At 63.2% G+C, this 15,143-nt stretch carries 17 protein-coding genes; 12 read left to right on the top strand and 5 right to left on the bottom strand.

Going from position 1 to position 15,143, the window contains the following annotated elements; translation table 11 throughout:
* The first annotated feature begins 49 nt into the window (after window positions 1-49).
* The 7 genes from ACQKOE_RS01590 to ACQKOE_RS01620 all read left to right on the top strand — a co-directional run bounded on the left by ACQKOE_RS01590 (window position 50) and on the right by ACQKOE_RS01620 (window position 6,552).
* Window positions 50-2,038: a ParB/RepB/Spo0J family partition protein gene (locus ACQKOE_RS01590; RefSeq protein WP_427511255.1), complete on the top strand. Its 1,989-nt coding sequence runs from the start codon at window positions 50-52 to the stop codon at window positions 2,036-2,038.
* Window positions 2,039-2,205: 167 nt separating this feature from the next.
* Window positions 2,206-3,147: an ArdC family protein gene (locus ACQKOE_RS01595; RefSeq protein ID WP_427511256.1), complete on the top strand. Its 942-nt coding sequence runs from the start codon at window positions 2,206-2,208 to the stop codon at window positions 3,145-3,147.
* An 11-nt stretch (window positions 3,148-3,158) separates the two neighbouring features.
* Window positions 3,159-3,581, top strand: coding sequence for a hypothetical protein (locus ACQKOE_RS01600; protein WP_427511257.1), 423 nt, complete (start codon window positions 3,159-3,161; stop codon window positions 3,579-3,581).
* A gap of 303 nt (window positions 3,582-3,884) precedes the next feature.
* Complete coding sequence (locus tag ACQKOE_RS01605) at window positions 3,885-4,838, top strand: DUF2493 domain-containing protein (protein WP_427511258.1); 954 nt, start codon at window positions 3,885-3,887, stop codon at window positions 4,836-4,838.
* Window positions 4,839-4,960: 122 nt separating this feature from the next.
* Window positions 4,961-5,422: a DUF6878 family protein gene (locus tag ACQKOE_RS01610; RefSeq protein WP_427511259.1), complete on the top strand. Its 462-nt coding sequence runs from the start codon at window positions 4,961-4,963 to the stop codon at window positions 5,420-5,422.
* Window positions 5,423-5,432: 10 nt separating this feature from the next.
* The gene (locus ACQKOE_RS01615; RefSeq protein WP_427511260.1) at window positions 5,433-5,861 is read left to right on the top strand and encodes a DUF6915 family protein; all 429 of its coding nucleotides are present in this window, start codon (window positions 5,433-5,435) and stop codon (window positions 5,859-5,861) included.
* A 301-nt stretch (window positions 5,862-6,162) separates the two neighbouring features.
* Entirely contained in the window at window positions 6,163-6,552 is a 390-nt protein-coding gene (locus tag ACQKOE_RS01620; RefSeq protein WP_037445600.1) for a single-stranded DNA-binding protein, read from the top strand.
* 115 nt (window positions 6,553-6,667) lie between these two features.
* On the opposite strand, the gene ACQKOE_RS01625 is transcribed toward ACQKOE_RS01620, so the two are convergent.
* The gene (locus ACQKOE_RS01625) at window positions 6,668-6,898 is read right to left on the bottom strand and encodes a DUF6437 family protein (RefSeq protein ID WP_427511261.1); all 231 of its coding nucleotides are present in this window, start codon (window positions 6,896-6,898) and stop codon (window positions 6,668-6,670) included.
* A 323-nt stretch (window positions 6,899-7,221) separates the two neighbouring features.
* On the opposite strand from ACQKOE_RS01625, the gene ACQKOE_RS01630 reads away from it, so the two are divergent.
* On the top strand, window positions 7,222-7,458 hold the full coding sequence (locus tag ACQKOE_RS01630) for a hypothetical protein (protein ID WP_066120159.1): 237 nt from the start codon (window positions 7,222-7,224) through the stop codon (window positions 7,456-7,458).
* A 102-nt stretch (window positions 7,459-7,560) separates the two neighbouring features.
* On the opposite strand, the gene ACQKOE_RS01635 is transcribed toward ACQKOE_RS01630, so the two are convergent.
* Complete coding sequence (locus tag ACQKOE_RS01635; RefSeq protein ID WP_041383570.1) at window positions 7,561-7,755, bottom strand: hypothetical protein; 195 nt, start codon at window positions 7,753-7,755, stop codon at window positions 7,561-7,563.
* A gap of 440 nt (window positions 7,756-8,195) precedes the next feature.
* Here ACQKOE_RS01635 and ACQKOE_RS01640 point away from each other — a divergent pair, with 440 nt between their 5' ends.
* The 4 genes from ACQKOE_RS01640 to ACQKOE_RS01655 all read left to right on the top strand — a co-directional run bounded on the left by ACQKOE_RS01640 (window position 8,196) and on the right by ACQKOE_RS01655 (window position 14,189).
* A complete protein-coding gene (locus ACQKOE_RS01640; protein WP_073975370.1) occupies window positions 8,196-8,528 on the top strand; it encodes a hypothetical protein in 333 nt (110 codons plus the stop codon).
* Window positions 8,518-10,914, top strand: coding sequence for a type IV secretion system DNA-binding domain-containing protein (locus ACQKOE_RS01645; RefSeq protein ID WP_427511262.1), 2,397 nt, complete (start codon window positions 8,518-8,520; stop codon window positions 10,912-10,914). Before ACQKOE_RS01640 ends, ACQKOE_RS01645 begins: the two co-directional genes overlap by 11 nt.
* Window positions 10,915-10,951: 37 nt before the next feature.
* Complete coding sequence (mobF, locus tag ACQKOE_RS01650) at window positions 10,952-13,879, top strand: MobF family relaxase (RefSeq protein WP_427511263.1); 2,928 nt, start codon at window positions 10,952-10,954, stop codon at window positions 13,877-13,879.
* 70 nt (window positions 13,880-13,949) lie between these two features.
* A complete protein-coding gene (locus ACQKOE_RS01655; protein WP_427511264.1) occupies window positions 13,950-14,189 on the top strand; it encodes a hypothetical protein in 240 nt (79 codons plus the stop codon).
* A 24-nt stretch (window positions 14,190-14,213) separates the two neighbouring features.
* Here ACQKOE_RS01655 and ACQKOE_RS01660 read toward each other — a convergent pair whose 3' ends face one another.
* From ACQKOE_RS01660 to ACQKOE_RS01670, 3 genes are read right to left on the bottom strand one after another with little or no spacing between them, the layout of a single operon-like run.
* The gene (locus tag ACQKOE_RS01660; RefSeq protein WP_427511265.1) at window positions 14,214-14,411 is read right to left on the bottom strand and encodes a DUF6961 family protein; all 198 of its coding nucleotides are present in this window, start codon (window positions 14,409-14,411) and stop codon (window positions 14,214-14,216) included.
* Window positions 14,411-14,716 carry a DUF5818 domain-containing protein gene (locus tag ACQKOE_RS01665; RefSeq protein ID WP_427511266.1) on the bottom strand — a complete coding sequence of 102 codons (306 nt, stop codon included), beginning with the start codon at window positions 14,714-14,716 and terminating at the stop codon, window positions 14,411-14,413. Before ACQKOE_RS01665 ends, ACQKOE_RS01660 begins: the two co-directional genes overlap by 1 nt.
* A complete protein-coding gene (locus tag ACQKOE_RS01670; protein WP_427511941.1) occupies window positions 14,713-15,138 on the bottom strand; it encodes a thermonuclease family protein in 426 nt (141 codons plus the stop codon). The genes ACQKOE_RS01665 and ACQKOE_RS01670 overlap by 4 nt, the downstream gene beginning before the upstream one ends.
* Between the last annotated feature and the right edge of the window lie 5 nt (window positions 15,139-15,143).

Consider the following 15,143-nt stretch of genomic DNA (forward strand, 5'->3'; position numbering starts at 1 on the left):
TTTGGGCGTCGATGGTCGATGCTCTTGGCTCACATCAGGAGTGTGTCCCATGATCAAGTCGATCCCGCTGAACAAGCTCGTTCAATCGCCCCGCAATGTCCGCCGTCACGGCGATCCAGGAGCCGATGCCGAACTCAAGGCCAGCATCGCTGCCCATGGGCTGCTGCAGAATCTCATCGTCCGGCCTGCCGCAAAGGGCAAGTTCGAGGTCGAAGCCGGCGAGCGTCGCCGCCGCGCGATGCTGGCGCTCGCGGACGACAAGATCCTCGCGCGTGATCACGAAGTCACATGCCTCGTGCTCGAGGACAGCGCCGAAGCCGCGGTCGAGACTAGCCTCGCGGAGAACTTCCACCGCTTGGCCATGAACCCTGCCGATGAAGCCCAGGCATTTGCGGCACTCGTGACAGGCGGTGCGACTGTTGAGGATGTTGCGCGCCGCTTCGGCCTGACCGTTCGCTTCGTCGAAGGCCGTCTGCGTCTCGCGACGCTCGCGCCCGTCTTGTTCGAGGCACTTGCATCGGGCCAAATCACCCTCGACATCGCCAAAGCCTTCGGGGCGACTGCGGACCAGGAGATCCAGACCCGCGTCTTCGAACAGGTTTCCTCGGCCTACTATGCGCCCAATCCCGACAGCATTCGGCGAATGGTCCTCTCCGGGACCGTCCGGGGCAGCGATCCCCGTGCCCGGCTAGTTGGCCGAGACGCCTACATCGCTGCCGGCGGCCGGATCGAACGCGAACTGTTCGATGACGATGACAGCGAATCCTGGGTCGATGTCGCGCTGCTCGAGAGCCTCGCGGCGGCGAAGATGGAAGAACAGGCGAAGGCGCTCGCAGCCGAGCAGGGCCTAGCCTGGGTCAAGCCCACGCTCGATCCCTATGCCAGCCACGATCTGGTCGAAGGGCTGGTCAGGCTTCCTGCCGAACCGGCGCCGCTCACCGAGGCGGAACTGGCGAGGCTCGACAAACTCGATGCCTCCTATGACGAACATGCGGCGATCCTCGAAGACGAGGATAGCGCCGAGGAAGCCATGGCGGCAGCCGAAGCGGCTATCGAGGCCATCGAACGCGAATGCCAGGAAATCCGCGCACGCCCGCCAGTCATTGCGCCCGAGCTGAAGGCCGAAGCGGGCATGATCCTGGTGCTTTCACGCGATGGCACTCCGGTACTCCAGCCGGTTTTCTATGGTGAGAGGCAGGCTGAGCCCGCTGAAGGCGACAGCGGAATTGAAGTCGTTGCTGGCGAGGAAGGTTTGGACAAGCGCCGGACCACCTTGTCCAAGCGCCTGGTCGATGAGCTCGCCATGCAGCGTCGCGACGTCCTTGCGCTGCATGTTGCCTCTGACCCGGGGATTGCGCTTGACATAATGGTCTTCACGCTGGCCGATGCCGATACCCACGACTGGCGGGCGCGGGCTGCGACCACGCTGCGCGCGCCTCTTCCGGCAGGCCCGATCATCGGCTTCGAAGCCAAGGATGCTCCGGCCAGCAGCGCGCTTGCCGAGCTCAGGTCCAATCTCGACGAAAGCTGGCGCGCGGGCACCGATGCGACTTCTCGCTTCGACCTGTTTCGCGCGCTGTCCGATGACAGCCGCGCCGCATGGCTCGGCTATGTCGTTGCCCGGTCGCTTGAGGCGGGCCTCAACATGACCGGCGAGCGTCAGCTGCCGTTCCAGGACCACCTCGGCAGCTTGATCGGCATCGACATGGCGCAGTGGTGGCGACCGACGGCGGCCAACTACTTCGACCGAGTGTCAAAGCAGGTGATACTCGACGCGCTCACCGACGTCGGCGGTCTCGAGCTTTCCTCGCGCTTTGCCTCGGTCAAGAAGGGTGATCTCGCGATGAGCGCCGAGCGCGTCTTCGCTGGCACCTACATCACCGAGGTCGAGGTGCGCGAGAAAGCTCTGGCCTGGGTGCCTGAGGTCATGCGCTTCGCCTCCGCTGCGCCGGAGGCTGGCGCCCCCGAGATTGACGCCACTGACGCTGAGCCAGGCGTCGACACCGAGCATCAGTCCCCCCGCGAGCTGGCCGCCTGACCTCCTCCTGACAGGTAAGGCCACTCGTACCTCGAGAAGCGGTCCTTCGGCTTACGCCGGAGGGCCGCTTACTTTTTGGAAGAAGAGCAGAGGAGGCTTTGGGACCTGCGGCACTGACCGGCGAACCCATCGCCGACTGTCCAGATGCCAAGATCAGGAGAACCAGCATGGCCTATCGCAAGGGGCAGAGCGACGGTCTGTCGCCCGCTACCCGCATCACCCTGGAAATCATCGCGCGTCTGGAAACCGGCACGAAGCCGTGGATCAAGCCGTGGCGCGGCGTGCCCGTTTCGCGGCCCCTGCGGGCCTGCGGGATTCCGTACCGCGGTATGAATGTGTTCTGGCTGTGGATGGTCGCTGACATGTGCGGCTACGCCTCGCCGTTCTGGATGACCTACAATCAGGCCAAATCGCTCGGTGCCCAGGTCCGCAAGGGTGAGAAGTCGACCATCGCGATCTTCTACAAGAGCTACACCAAGGAGGTGGAGGCTCCCGATACCGGTGAAAAGACCGACGAGGCCCGCCGGGTGCTCAAGGCCTATCCGGTCTTCAATGCCGATCAGGTCGAAGGTCTGCCCGAGCGCTTCCATCCGGCTGCAACGCTGGAGCTGGTCGAGCCTGAAGGGCGCGAGGCCAAACTCGACGCCTTCTTCGCCGCCATCCCTGTCAACCTGCGCCACCAGGGCTCTGAAGCCTATTACGAACCTACGGCTGATCGCGTCACGATGCCGCCTACCAGCCTGTTTTCCGGCTTCGATCACTACTATGCGACGCTCGCCCACGAGCTCTCGCACTGGACAGGCCATGCCAGCCGCCTGGGACGTGACCTCAAGAACCGTTTCGGAACGGCGGCCTATGCCGCCGAAGAACTGGTAGCCGAGCTATCGAGCGCCATGCTCGGCGCTGAGCTGGGCCTGCCCGTCACGCATCTCGACAGCCACGCGAGCTACATCGAGCATTGGCTCAAGCTTCTGAAGGATGACGATCGCGCCATCCTGACCGCTGCCGCCAAGGCTGAGGAGGCGTCGACCCTGCTGCTGAAGCTTGGCGGAAGGGCCACGCTCGAACAGTTCGACGACGCGTCAGACGACGCTGCGCTCGCTGCCTGAGGGAGGATATGATGGGCCGATCGGTCAGCTATCCCAGCGGGGCAATCGTGGCGTTCACGGTTCTCGAGGTCGAAGCCGAGTACGACTGGGAGTTCGAATACGAGTGGCTGCGTGACGACCTGCGCGAGCGGGCCGGCCGAGCCTTCCCGTCGCTGATCCCGCATGACGGCTGGCGCGGCCGGGAAGACCGGATCCTCATGCGCAATGCCTATGCGGATTTCGGCGTATCGGTCTTCGGCGGGCTGGTGGCCGTCTGGATCGTCGAACGCGATGACGGCGCCTATTGGGACGCCGATTGGCGCACGGCCCGCTCACCGCGGGCACAGCGCTGGCTGTCCCAGATCGCATCCCGCTTCGATGCCGTGTTCGGCGACTATGACTGTCTCGGGCATATGTCGAACGGAGAGGGTGTCTACACCAAGCGAGCGGCCTGAGCCGAGCCGGTGCGGTGCATGCAAGAGGCATAGGGCGTGCCCCTGCCAATATCTGTTCCGACCGCCCATGGTCTGGCGCCATGCGAGAGAGGCCCTGGGCCAGCCGCCAGTCTTGCGCAACCCGGCTTGGTCGGGCCCGAGTTGGCCTCCGCCCTTTGGGCTCAAGGCCTGCCCGCGCCAGCCCGCCAAGCCAGGTTTCCCCTGACGGGTGCGCAACCCTGCCTGAATGCTGGCCCTGATGGGCTCTCGCTGGCGCAGCCATGAGCGGGTGCGTCGGCCTCACGTCAGTCAGGAGGACATCCCATGCACACGTCATTCGCCGATCAACTCGCCGGGCTCGATCTCGCCGGCTTTTCCATCGGTCCTGCCCCCGTATCGACAAGCGATTTCCCGGTCCGGGAGGCTGTCGTCCAAACCATCGAAGCGGTCTGGTCCGATCTTTTCGCCATGGTGTCCGGGACAGCTCTTGAAGCCGACGCCGAGGATCTCGGCTGGGCTTTCGTCAACATCTTTCACCGCTCCGCCGAGCGCAAGTCGACTGCCCTTGACCGGGCGACCGACGAGATCCGCGCGCTTCTTGCGACGGCTGACGGATCCGAGATCCACACCCATGAACTCGAGACCCAGGTCGAGCGGGCGCAGTGCGCCGAAGGCGCCATGCTGGCGCTCGAAGAGATGCGCGAAGTCGCAGCAGCCCTATACCTGAACGAGTTCGGTTCCTCCTGGAAGCCAGTCTCGAGCTCGCGCTTCAACCACAGCGCAATGCTGACGTCCGCGCTCGTCGAAGGGCGCGATTTCCTGCGCGCCCGCGCCGAGGCCAAGCGCCGTGCGGCCGTGCCCGAAGGAACCCCGGTCGTATTCGCTGGCGGGCGCACCCGTCATGTTACCGAAGACGATGCGCTGACCTTCGGCAACAATGTCTGGGCCACACTCGACAAGGTCCGCGACCGCGTGCCGGACATGGTGCTCATCCACGGCGGCGACACCAAGGGCGTCGACCGTCTGGCATCGAGCTGGGCTGAACGTCGCGGCATTCCGCAGGTAACGTTCTCGCTCGATATGCGGCTGGGCGCCCGTGCTGGCTTCAAGCGCAACGAGCGGATGCTCTCGCTCGAACCGCGCTACGTCATCGCCTTTCCTGGTAACGGTGTGCTCGAGCGGCTCGTAATCGAAGCCAAGGCTCGGCGGATCACCGTGGTCGATCGTCGCGGGCCCCTTGGCACCAATCCGAAGAACACTTCGGCCAGCACCGACTGAGACCCTGTCGGCCTTCGCGCCAGCGCCGGATCGGCACTGGCGTCGTCCGTCAGAGGAAAGGCGAGCGCCTGTCGGTTGGAGCCAGCGGATGGTCGCCGGCTCCGTTCTACAGGAGGCATTCCATGATCGATATCGAAGCCGTGATGGCCGACTTTGCCGTTCGCCAGGCCGAGCGGCAGACCCAGGTGGTCGAAGAGATTCAGCAGCTCAAGACCGTCATTCTCCCGCGCTTGCAGGAAGCCGGCATCGCCCGCGTCGAGATCCGCTTTGACGGTTGCGGCGACAGCGGTGCGGTCGAGGAATGTGTCTGCCTCGATGCAGCCGGCGCGGCGATCGCGTGCCCTGATGTTACGCTGCAGGAAGGCGAAGCACATACGGCGGATGGTGCCGGTTCCGAGCAGCTGCCGTCGCTTGGGCAAGCTCTCGAGCAGCTGACCTATCTGGCGCTCGAACGTCACCACCCTGGCTGGGAGATCAACGACGGTGCCTGCGGCGAACTCGTGATCGATGTGGCTGAAGCGACCTTCGTGCTCGACTGCAGCCTGCGCTTCACCGCGACCGATGATCACTCGACCGAGCTCTAGGAGACCCGGCATGGCACACTGCTACTACCACGCCCTCTCGTCGGTCCGGAAATGGGGCGGCACGGTCGATGACTATCTGCCGCTTCACCAATGGTTCGACCAGTCCAAGGCAATCCTGGCAGACCCTCGGCACCGCGCGCTGCGGCACCATGCCGAGGGGATATTCATGTTGGAGGCAACCTTCGGCGAGACCCTCGTCAATGCCGATGGTCGGGTCGTTCCGGTGCGACTGGTCGGCGAGCAGCACGTCCGCGAAGACTTGGGCTCGATCCCCTCCTTTGCGGACTGGGCGCGCTTGATCACGCCGCAGGCCTGGATGCTGCGAGGCAACCCTCTGGACGGTGCTGAAGGAGTGACGATCGACATGCCTGTGCCCGGCAATGCCGTTGCGTCCAGCAGCGTGTCACCTGCTGGAGGAGCCGTCCGTACCGAGATTTAAGAGGGGGTTCTCCGGTGGAGGGCTGGGGTGGATAATCCGGCCAAGACCGGAGGGAAACGAGCCAGGGCAAACCTTATCAAGGCATCCGGCTCCACCCGGCTTCGATACAAACCTGTCCCTGAACCACCCCCCGTCGAGACGCGCAACCCGGATCAGGTCCGGCCGAGTTGCCGGGCTGTGCCCGGCTGCCCGCACCACCCGAACCAGTTCCGGGTTCCCCTTCGGTGCGCTTCGCCGCGGGGCGCTTCTGCTCGGGTTTGCAGCCGGGATGGACCCGGAATGCTCGATCAGGAGAAAGCCCATGACCAATCTCGTTATCCTCGTTGGCCGCATCGCTCGCGACCCCGAAACCCGCACCACCCAGGGTGGAACCAGCATCACCTCGATCTCGGTTGTGACCGACCGTCCCGCCCGCAAGGATGGCAAGACCTACAAGGACGAGAACGGCTACACTGCCAAGGACAGCGAATTTCACCGGATCACCTGCTTCAACGGCCTTGGCCAGAACGTCGCCAAGTACTGCACCAAGGGCCAGCTCGTGACGGTCGAGGGGCGCATCCACTACACCCAGTGGGAGGATCAGAGCGGCACCAAGCGCTACGGCTGCGAGATCATCGCTGACAAGGTCGACTTCCTCACCAAGGGCCGTTCGGGTGGCAACGAGGGCGCTCCCGATATCGACGAGGACTGAAGGTCCTTACCCCACGACAAGGCCCCGGTGGCAGATGCCATCGGGGCCTTTTCTTTTGCTCTGGGGCGATGCGGCGGCGCGGGGCAACGAACCCCTTGCCGCCGCTGGGTTGGCCTTAAGCGGTAGCGATCCGCTTCAGCGTTTCCTCGATCCCGAGTGCCATAGAAGCACGCACGATCTGGCGCAGTTGTGCCGGTTCGATCGTCTCGGCGCCGCACTCGATCAGCAGCCTGCCGAGTTCGGTCGCTGCCTCTTCGCGAAGACGAGCTTCCTCGCTTTCGAGTTGGGCACGCTGTTCACGAAGCTTCTTCAGCGCATCGCGCGCAGTGGGTTTGGACCTGGCCATAGGGTTTCCTTCTTGCTGGCCGTTGGTCCCCTCCGCTGACGATATTGGCATTCCGGACGCGTGTAGGAAAATGGTTTGTGGGGCGATTGGTGCGCTTTCCCGCTGACGTTGGAGAGGTCTCTCTCGCAGAAAGACCAAGTCTGATGCGGGCTTTGGGGCTGCGTCAAGGACGACGGGGCCCCACCATTTTTACCGGGCAAGCCCGGCAAAAATTGTTGCCCCCATCGCCGCTTCGCGGCCGCTGACGCGGTCCCTGACCCAGCCCGTCACCCACATCTTTCGCAATCCCTGATGCGACGCATCGAACATCAGGAGGAAAGATCATGTACGCTTCGCTGAACATTGCCGATGCCGGTCTCAAGGCAGATCAGGCCGCCTTCGTTGCCGCACTGGATCAGGCCCATGCCCGGTCCTTTCACAGCTACTACACGCAGTATGTCCTGACCGATGACGAGGCCGGATACATCGCGGTCGATGAAGGCGACTATGGCGCCTTGCCGAAGGCCATGCTGGACCGGGTAATAGACACGGTTCCGGGCCGTCTCAGCGATGAATTCTGATCCGCCGGTTCGGGAGGAAGTCCGTCAGGGCTTCCTCCTTTCTTTTTGCTCGCAGACTGTTTCGGCATCTCTCAGCCGGGACGGGAAGGCGGCACGCAAGCTTCAGTCGGGGGTATCGGAACGGTCGAGATCGGTGAGCCGCTCCGGCATATCCAGGACCTTCAACGCTGCGGCTTCGATTGCCTCTGCCTGCGTCGGGAAAGCCTCGGAAGAACTGATCGACACCCCGTTCGGGTAAGTGACTGTCGCCTGGAAGCCGTTGCCCTTCGGTGTCGCACTCAATGTGACCTGGCCCATGCCGTGCTTCCTTGTTGCCCGGGGTAATGCCCGCATCATAGGCATCGATCCCGTCTGTGCCTATTAGGATCCGAGGCATCGGCAACCTGCAGAGCGACCGGCCGAACCGACATCGCAGACCGCATCATCCGTTACAGGCTCAATAGCTGGTTCCTGTCCTCGCAGCTGGGGACGGTTGAGCACACCCTACGCGACCGGTCGCAGGAAAGATGGGCGATAAACCACGAAAATACAGATATTTGTGTGGGGGATACTGGATTGGCAGCTTCTCCGTCAAAAATGACGTGGGCGAGGGGAGTTACGTGGAATTGACCCAAGCAGCGCAGCGATTGGCGGAATTTCGCCGAATTCGATGTTCTTGACATGTTCTTGAATCTGACTTAGCTTCGATCCTGCCTTTCGCAGTGTGAACCGGGCTCCTGACCACAAGGAGTCCGTGCATGACACGGCCAATCTGTCTCCAAGTTTACATCTCGGCCGAGCTCAGCTCGCTGATCCGCAAGGCTGCCAAGGCCAAGGGGATCAGCATGAGCGAATGGGTTCGTGCCTTGCTCGCCAATGCCTGCGCCGAGGACGATCTTGCCTCCCGGCTCGACGCTTCCATTGAACGCATTTCCCGCCGCTCGGTGTTCCTCATGGTCGGTGTGGATGCGCTACTGGCAGGGCACCCCGACCACGCTTTGCGCGGTCGGGCTCATCAGGCTTACGTGCGCAAATGCAAGGAGCTCGGCCTCTCCACCGCTACCGGCGAGGGAGGTTCCGATGAAGCGTAACCTCGTCAATTTCACGCGCGGCAGCCAGCTGCTCGGACACTTCAGCTTCATGTTCGCGGCAGGTCTCAAGGGCCCCTTGATCGTTGCCGCGCTCGTGATCTCATGGACATCTTGGTGGACCATTTCGGCAGGGCTCACCGACCACGAAATCTACCTTGTCTGGATGCGGATCTATGCCGCCATCTACGGTTTCATGGAGTTCGATCCTGCCAAGCGTATCACGCTGGAAACCGCCTTCGGCGCCGCCATTCAGTTTCCTATTGCACAGCTCGACCACTATCCACCGGTTGTCCATGCGTGGGATAAGCTGACAGATCTTCTGACCAGTGCCTTGTGGCGATCGGGGCTCCTGCTGGTCCCTGCCTTTGCCGTCTTTTACTGGTTTGCTGAGCGGTTCGGTGGTCGTTCCAAGGAACGCAAACACGAGCGCGGCGCCATGCTTGTCACGCTTCCCGAGCTCGTCGATGAACTCACAAGCCACAACCGGCGCGAGCGCACCCGTGAGCTCGATTCCGCTATGGGCTGGAGATGGCGGCTCAGCCTGCCGCGAGAGATCGCCCGGGTCTTTCCCTATCGACCATCGCATATCGCCACTGTGGCTTATCCCTGGCGGCTCGAACAGAGCCACGCGATGCTCATTGGCACGACGGGCATGGGCAAGACCGTGGCGATCTCGGACATGATTGCGGAGGCAAGAGCCAAGGGCCAGCGCTGCGTGGTTTTCGATCTGACCGGTGCCTTCGTCGAGCACTTCCATGCCGCCCATTGCGACATCATTTTGAACCCGCTCGATGCGCGCTGCCCCCAGTGGAGTCTCTTCGACGAATGCCGCACCGAAGGCGAATTCTGGGCCGCTGCCGATGCCCTCGTGCCCCATGACGGGGGCGGGGAAGCCCAGTTCTGGGTGATCGCTGCCCGCGCCCTGTTCGTCGAATTCTGCCTCAAGCTCGTGGCGGAAGGCAGGGCAACCAATGATGCCCTGGCGCGCGAGCTGATGACCGCGGACCTCTCGCGCGTGCATGCCATGATGCGCGGAACGATCGCCGATCCGCTGACCGCGCCGGAAGCCGCGCGCATGGCGGAATCGATCCGGGCCGTCTTCAACGTCAACGCCAAGGCGCTCAAGCTGCTACCGACTGCAGGTCCTCGTTTCTCGGTCCGCGAGTGGATTGAGGACGGAGCCGATAGCGCCCCGAACCAGGGGTCAATCCTGTTCATTTCGGCCCGCTATGTCGACATGAGTGTTTGCGCGCAGCTGCTCACACTCTGGCTCGACACCGCGATGAACACGCTGATGACGATGCCTCGCACGCGCGATCTCAAGTGCTGGTTCTTCGTTGATGAACTGGGCGCATTGCATCGCCTGCCAGCCCTCGAGAAGGGCTTGCAGACGGCCCGCAATTTCGGCGGCGCGATTGTCCTTGGCCTTCACGCCTATGCCAAGCTCAAAGAAGTCTACGGCGAGAACATGGCGATGACGCTGGCATCGCTGGCCCGGACGAAACTGATCCTCGGAACTGCCGATCGCGAAACGGCAACCTGGTGCTCTGACTTCATTGGACATCGCCAGGTCCGGGACATGGAAGAGGGCTATACCTACGGGTACAACAATGCCCGTGATGCGGTCAGCCTGACCCCGCGCAAGCACATTGAACCGCTCTTGCTGCCCGACCAGCTCATGAATCTGCCGCGCTTGTCCGGGTATATCAAGTTCCCCGATGGTTTCCCTGCTGCGCCCGTCAAGCTCACTCCCGTCGACCGTCCCAAGCGGGCGGAGACCTTCATCGCAAGAGTGAAGGAAGGGCCAAAGGCACGCGTCGTTGAGCCCCGGCCGCCGGCGGAGCAGTCTGAGCCATCCGCTGCATCGGCGGGCAATGAGCATCCCTCGGCCAACGACGACGGGGCAGGGAAGCCGGTCGTGCCCAAGCAGGGAGAACTGGCTCTCGACAATGCGCCGGAATCCGGGTCGAGGCAGAAACCCGAAGCGACCGCAAAGGACTTGCAGCGGGCTGTTGAAAGCACATCGGGTAAGACCGCGAAGCAACAGGAACGAGCAGCCCGATCCGGGAAAGAGAAGGCGGGCAGGGCCAACCGGGATGTTTCGAAAACCCGAACTGATGCAAGGCCGAGAAAGACTGGCCCCTCCGCCCGCCCGCTCCTTCCTACCGGCGAGACCACCCCGACGCAGGAGCAGCCGGCTACTCCCAAGGGTACTGCTAGAGCCGGAACAACGGACGTAAATCCGCTGCAAGAGGGCAAGCAGGATGGCCCTAAGAGCGTGCGACCCAGCGATGCAGTAGCGCGCAAGCTGATGCTCGAGGATGGGCTGCGCGAGCAGGAACCGCCGCCAATCCCGGGTCCCGACCTCGGCGACATGGAGATGTGATCATGCCGCCGATTGCCGCAGCCTCGGGGGACAAGCGATGCTATCGGTAGCCAATGTCCGCACCGCAGGCGGCGCGGCCAATTACTTTGCTGCCGACAACTACTACACGCGCGCAGACGCTGATCGCTCCGGCGAATGGCTGGGTGAAGGCGCTACCGCCCTGGGGCTGGTTGGGGCCGTGGATGCGCGGCAGTTCGAGGCAGTCCTTAAAGGAATGCTGCCGGATGGTAGCCGGGTTGGAAGTGACAATCGGGCGCACCGCGCGGGGACCGACCTAACCTTTTCGATGCCGAAAAGCTGGTCGGTCCTTGCTCTGGTGGGCGGCGACAAACGGATCCTCGATGCCTACTCGTCAGCCGTCCGGGAAACCCTGCGCTGGGCCGAAAAGAACCTCGCTGAGACCAGGATGGAGGTTCGGGGCAAGGAGCGAGCCGTCCAAACCGGTAACCTCGCGATCGCGCTCTTCCAGCACGACACCAACCGCAACCAGGAACCCAACGCCCACTTCCATGCCGTCATTGCCAATGTGACCCAGGGGCCAGACGGCAAATGGCGGGCGCTGCGCAACGACAAGCTCTGGCAGCACAACACCTTGCTCAATGCCATGACAATGGCCCAATTTCGGTTGGGCGTGGAGAAGCTCGGTTACGAGGTTGGGGAGTTCGGAAAGCACGGCAATTTCGAAGCTGTCGGGGTGCCCAAGGCCGTGCGCGATGCCTTCAGTTCCCGGCGCGCAGAGATCCTGGAGGCAGCAGCTCAAATGAACTTCTCAGGGCCGAGCGTCCTTGATGCCGCAACCTTGATGACCCGGGCCAACAAGGGCCGGATCGAGGATCGCGATGCGCTTACACAGCAGTGGCAGGAAACGTCCGCCAGGCTTGGTTTTGATCCCGCCACGATCATTGCCAGTGCCAACGGCCGAAGTGCACAGGATCTTGGGAATGTGGCCGGCATCGGTCCAACGATGCGCGGGCTTGTCCGCCATGCTCAGGCCCTCGCAACTTCCTTTGCCGAGCGTCTGGGCCTGCGGGAAGGTGATCCTCTGATACCTGCCCGGCTGACCAATCGCAGTGTCGAGCAGGTCGCCGCAATTCATGCAGTCGCCTCGGCTGTCCGGCATCTGGGCGAGCGGGAAGCGGCATTCACGCGCACCGAGATCTACCGCACAGCACTTGGCTTTGCGCTCCCCACATCGCTTGCCGCGGTCGAGCATCGCGTCGATCAACTGCTCCGCCAGGGATATCTGAAGAAGGGCAGGAGCGCAGAAGGGGGCCTGCTGACCACCCGCGACGCCGTCAGCCTTGAGCAGCGCATCATCGCCGGAGTCGAAAGCGGGCGAGGGGCCGCCCCGGCGATTGTACCTCCCGACCTTGCCGGGACCCGCCTCCAGGCACTTTCCCAAATCAAATACGGGCTCACCTTGAATGCCGGACAGGAAGGGGCGGGGCGCCTGCTGCTTGGATCGAACAACCGCATCGTCGCCATCCAGGGCGTTGCCGGGGCAGGCAAGAGCACGGTCCTCAAGCCCGTCGCGGACGTTCTGCGCGAGGAGGGCAGGGCCGTGCTAGGGCTCGCGGTGCAAAACACGCTGGTCCAGATGCTCGAGCGCGAGACGGGCATCCCGTCCATGACTGTATCGCGGTTTCTCGCGCGGCACCGCGATCTTCTCGAAGGGGCCGATGCGGACCGCCTCGCCGAGGCTCGGGCCGATATGCGCGGCAGTGTCGTGCTGCTCGATGAAGCCTCTATGGTCGGCAATGCCGACAAGGAAAAGCTGGTGCGCCTGGCCAACCTGCTCGAACTCGGCCGCTTTGCCAGCATCGGGGACCGCAAGCAGCTTGGTGCAGTCGATGCCGGCAAGCCGTTCGATGTGATGCAGCAGGCCGGGATCGAGATGGCGGTTATGAGCACCAATCTTCGCGCGCGCAGCGAAGGCCTGCGCGCAGCCCAACAGGCAGCTCAGGAAGGGCGCATTGAGGATGCTATGCGCCATTTGGCACCCCAGGTGATCCAGGCGGGGAACGATGCTGCTGTCGAAGCTGCCGCCGCTTGGTTGTCGCTCTCGTCAGCCGAGCGCGAGACAACCGCAATCTATGCCTCAGGCCGGAACTTGCGCAGCGCGGTGAACGATGCGGTGCAGACGGGCCTTAAAGCGAGCGGGGAGCTCGGTCCTGCGACCATGCGGCTCCAGACCCTGTCGCGCGTCAATGTCACCCGCGAGGAGCTGCGATATGCGAGCACCTATGCCCCCGGCATGGTGGTCGAGGTCGCGCGGCGTCAGCGCAGCCAAGGCCTTGCAGCAGGCGAGTACCGGGTGGTCGGGACCGATGTGGCGCGCGAGCGGATCACGCTCGAAAACGAGCGCGGCCGCCAGTTCGAGTTTCGTCCTGGTCAGATAAGGCCGCAAGGTGAACAGGATCCGCTACGCCTGTTCGAAGTCCGGGCACTCGACATTTACACCGACGACAAGATCCGGTGGACCGAGACCGATCACCAGCGCGGCCTGCTCAATGCCGACCAGGCCCGGATTGTCGCAGTCGAAAAAGAGGCTGTCGTGGTGAAGACATCCTTGGGCGCAGAGCACAGACTCGAACGCGAAGATCCAATGCTTCGACGTCTCGATCTCGCCTATGCGCTCAATGCCCATATGGCGCAGGGGCTAACCTCCGATCGCGGCATTGCGGTCATGGACAGCCGCGAGCGCAATCTGGCCAACCAGCAGACGTTTCTGGTCACGATCACACGGCTGCGCGATGGCCTCACCCTCTATGTCGACAATGCTGGCAAGCTTGAAGCCGCGGTCGAGCGCAATGCCGGTATGAAGCGCTCGGCGCTGGAAACGGTCGATCTCCTCCGCGACGCTGCGTCCAAAGGGCAGGCCAAAGATCGTGTCGACCTTGCACCGGAACGCAAGCCGCCAGAGCTTGACCGGTCGATCACGAAGCCCTTCGAAATCGGCATCTAGCCACCTGCTGTCCCCATGCGTCCGCACACTGCCGGTTGACGATAAGTTCTTTATTTGTTCTCATTGCCCCATGCCACGAATCTCCGACGATATCCTTCTCACGCACCTCGAAGTCGCGCTGGCCGTTGCGCCGGAGCACACGCTCTTGCGTCTCAATGCCGATGATCCACGCGCCCAACGCAGCGCCAGGGTCGATCTTGCTCGTCATCTGGTTGAGAGAATGCGCGGCTTCACCATCGAAAGCGACGGCGATGGCGGCGCAGGCGCGCAATCCTGTCTCTTTCCTGGCGATCTCTCGCCAATCGGATGACCCGGCCGGTTTCGTCGGTGACGCTTAATGCAGTGGCTTGTCAGAGGCGTTGGAGCTCAGCTGGACAATCCGCTCAGCGATAGCCTGCCATATCCGGATGCCTGCTTCGTCGCCAACAAGTGCCAGGGCCCCAATCTGATCGGCGACATGGACGGGTGCCTGATCGCCGTGGGTTTGCAGGACATGGTTGGCGCAGGCCCAGAGTTCCCAGTCGCTGAGCATCAGCCTAGCGCGCTGACGAACGCGCCAACTGTCGCGTAGAGACCATAGGCGACGAAGCCGGCCGCAAGAAGGAATTCGATGCGGAGTTTGAAAGCTGTCGGACGAGGCTGATCGGCCGGCCATATCTGTTCGCAGGTAAACCCGTTGAACCCCGAACGCTCCCCGACCACTTCGACGCGAGAGCCGATAAATTTGCGTACCTGGCGACTGTTGTCGAGTTCCCAAGTCCCGCCACCATCGGTGCGTAGCACCGGTCCGTTTCCTGCCCGCTCGACGAAACCGGTCAGATGCGTGGAGCTGTTCACCGGCAAGCCGGGCCTTTCCAGTAGCGATCCCAGCGCAGGACAGTGCCGGTCTTGATCATGGCGCATGACAGATCTGCGCCTGAGGGCAGCCGGCACCAGGCAGCGGTCCTGTTTCCGCCTGCGCCCCCCTCGGAGCGGCATGTCAGTCGCGGGCCTCTGACTACCACATGACCGGTCGAGATCGTTCCGCGCGCGCCGCCCATCAGCTGTACCAGCGCATCGCGCGCTTCAATCGCCGAGGCATCGGGGCAGGGCTGATTGGTGCGGCAGGTGCCGTCCATTTCCCGCGCAGCGATGCCGGCGATCCGCAAGTGAGGACCTTCCGCACACCAGACCGGACCGTCACCATCCCAGACGTGGGTCGGCGTGCAGGTGAATGTCTGTCCGGAGGCGACGATGGAGGCGGCAAGCAAGGCGAGTATCATGT

This window comes from Novosphingobium sp. NPDC080210 (assembly GCF_050281025.1).
GTDB lineage: Bacteria > Pseudomonadota > Alphaproteobacteria > Sphingomonadales > Sphingomonadaceae > Novosphingobium.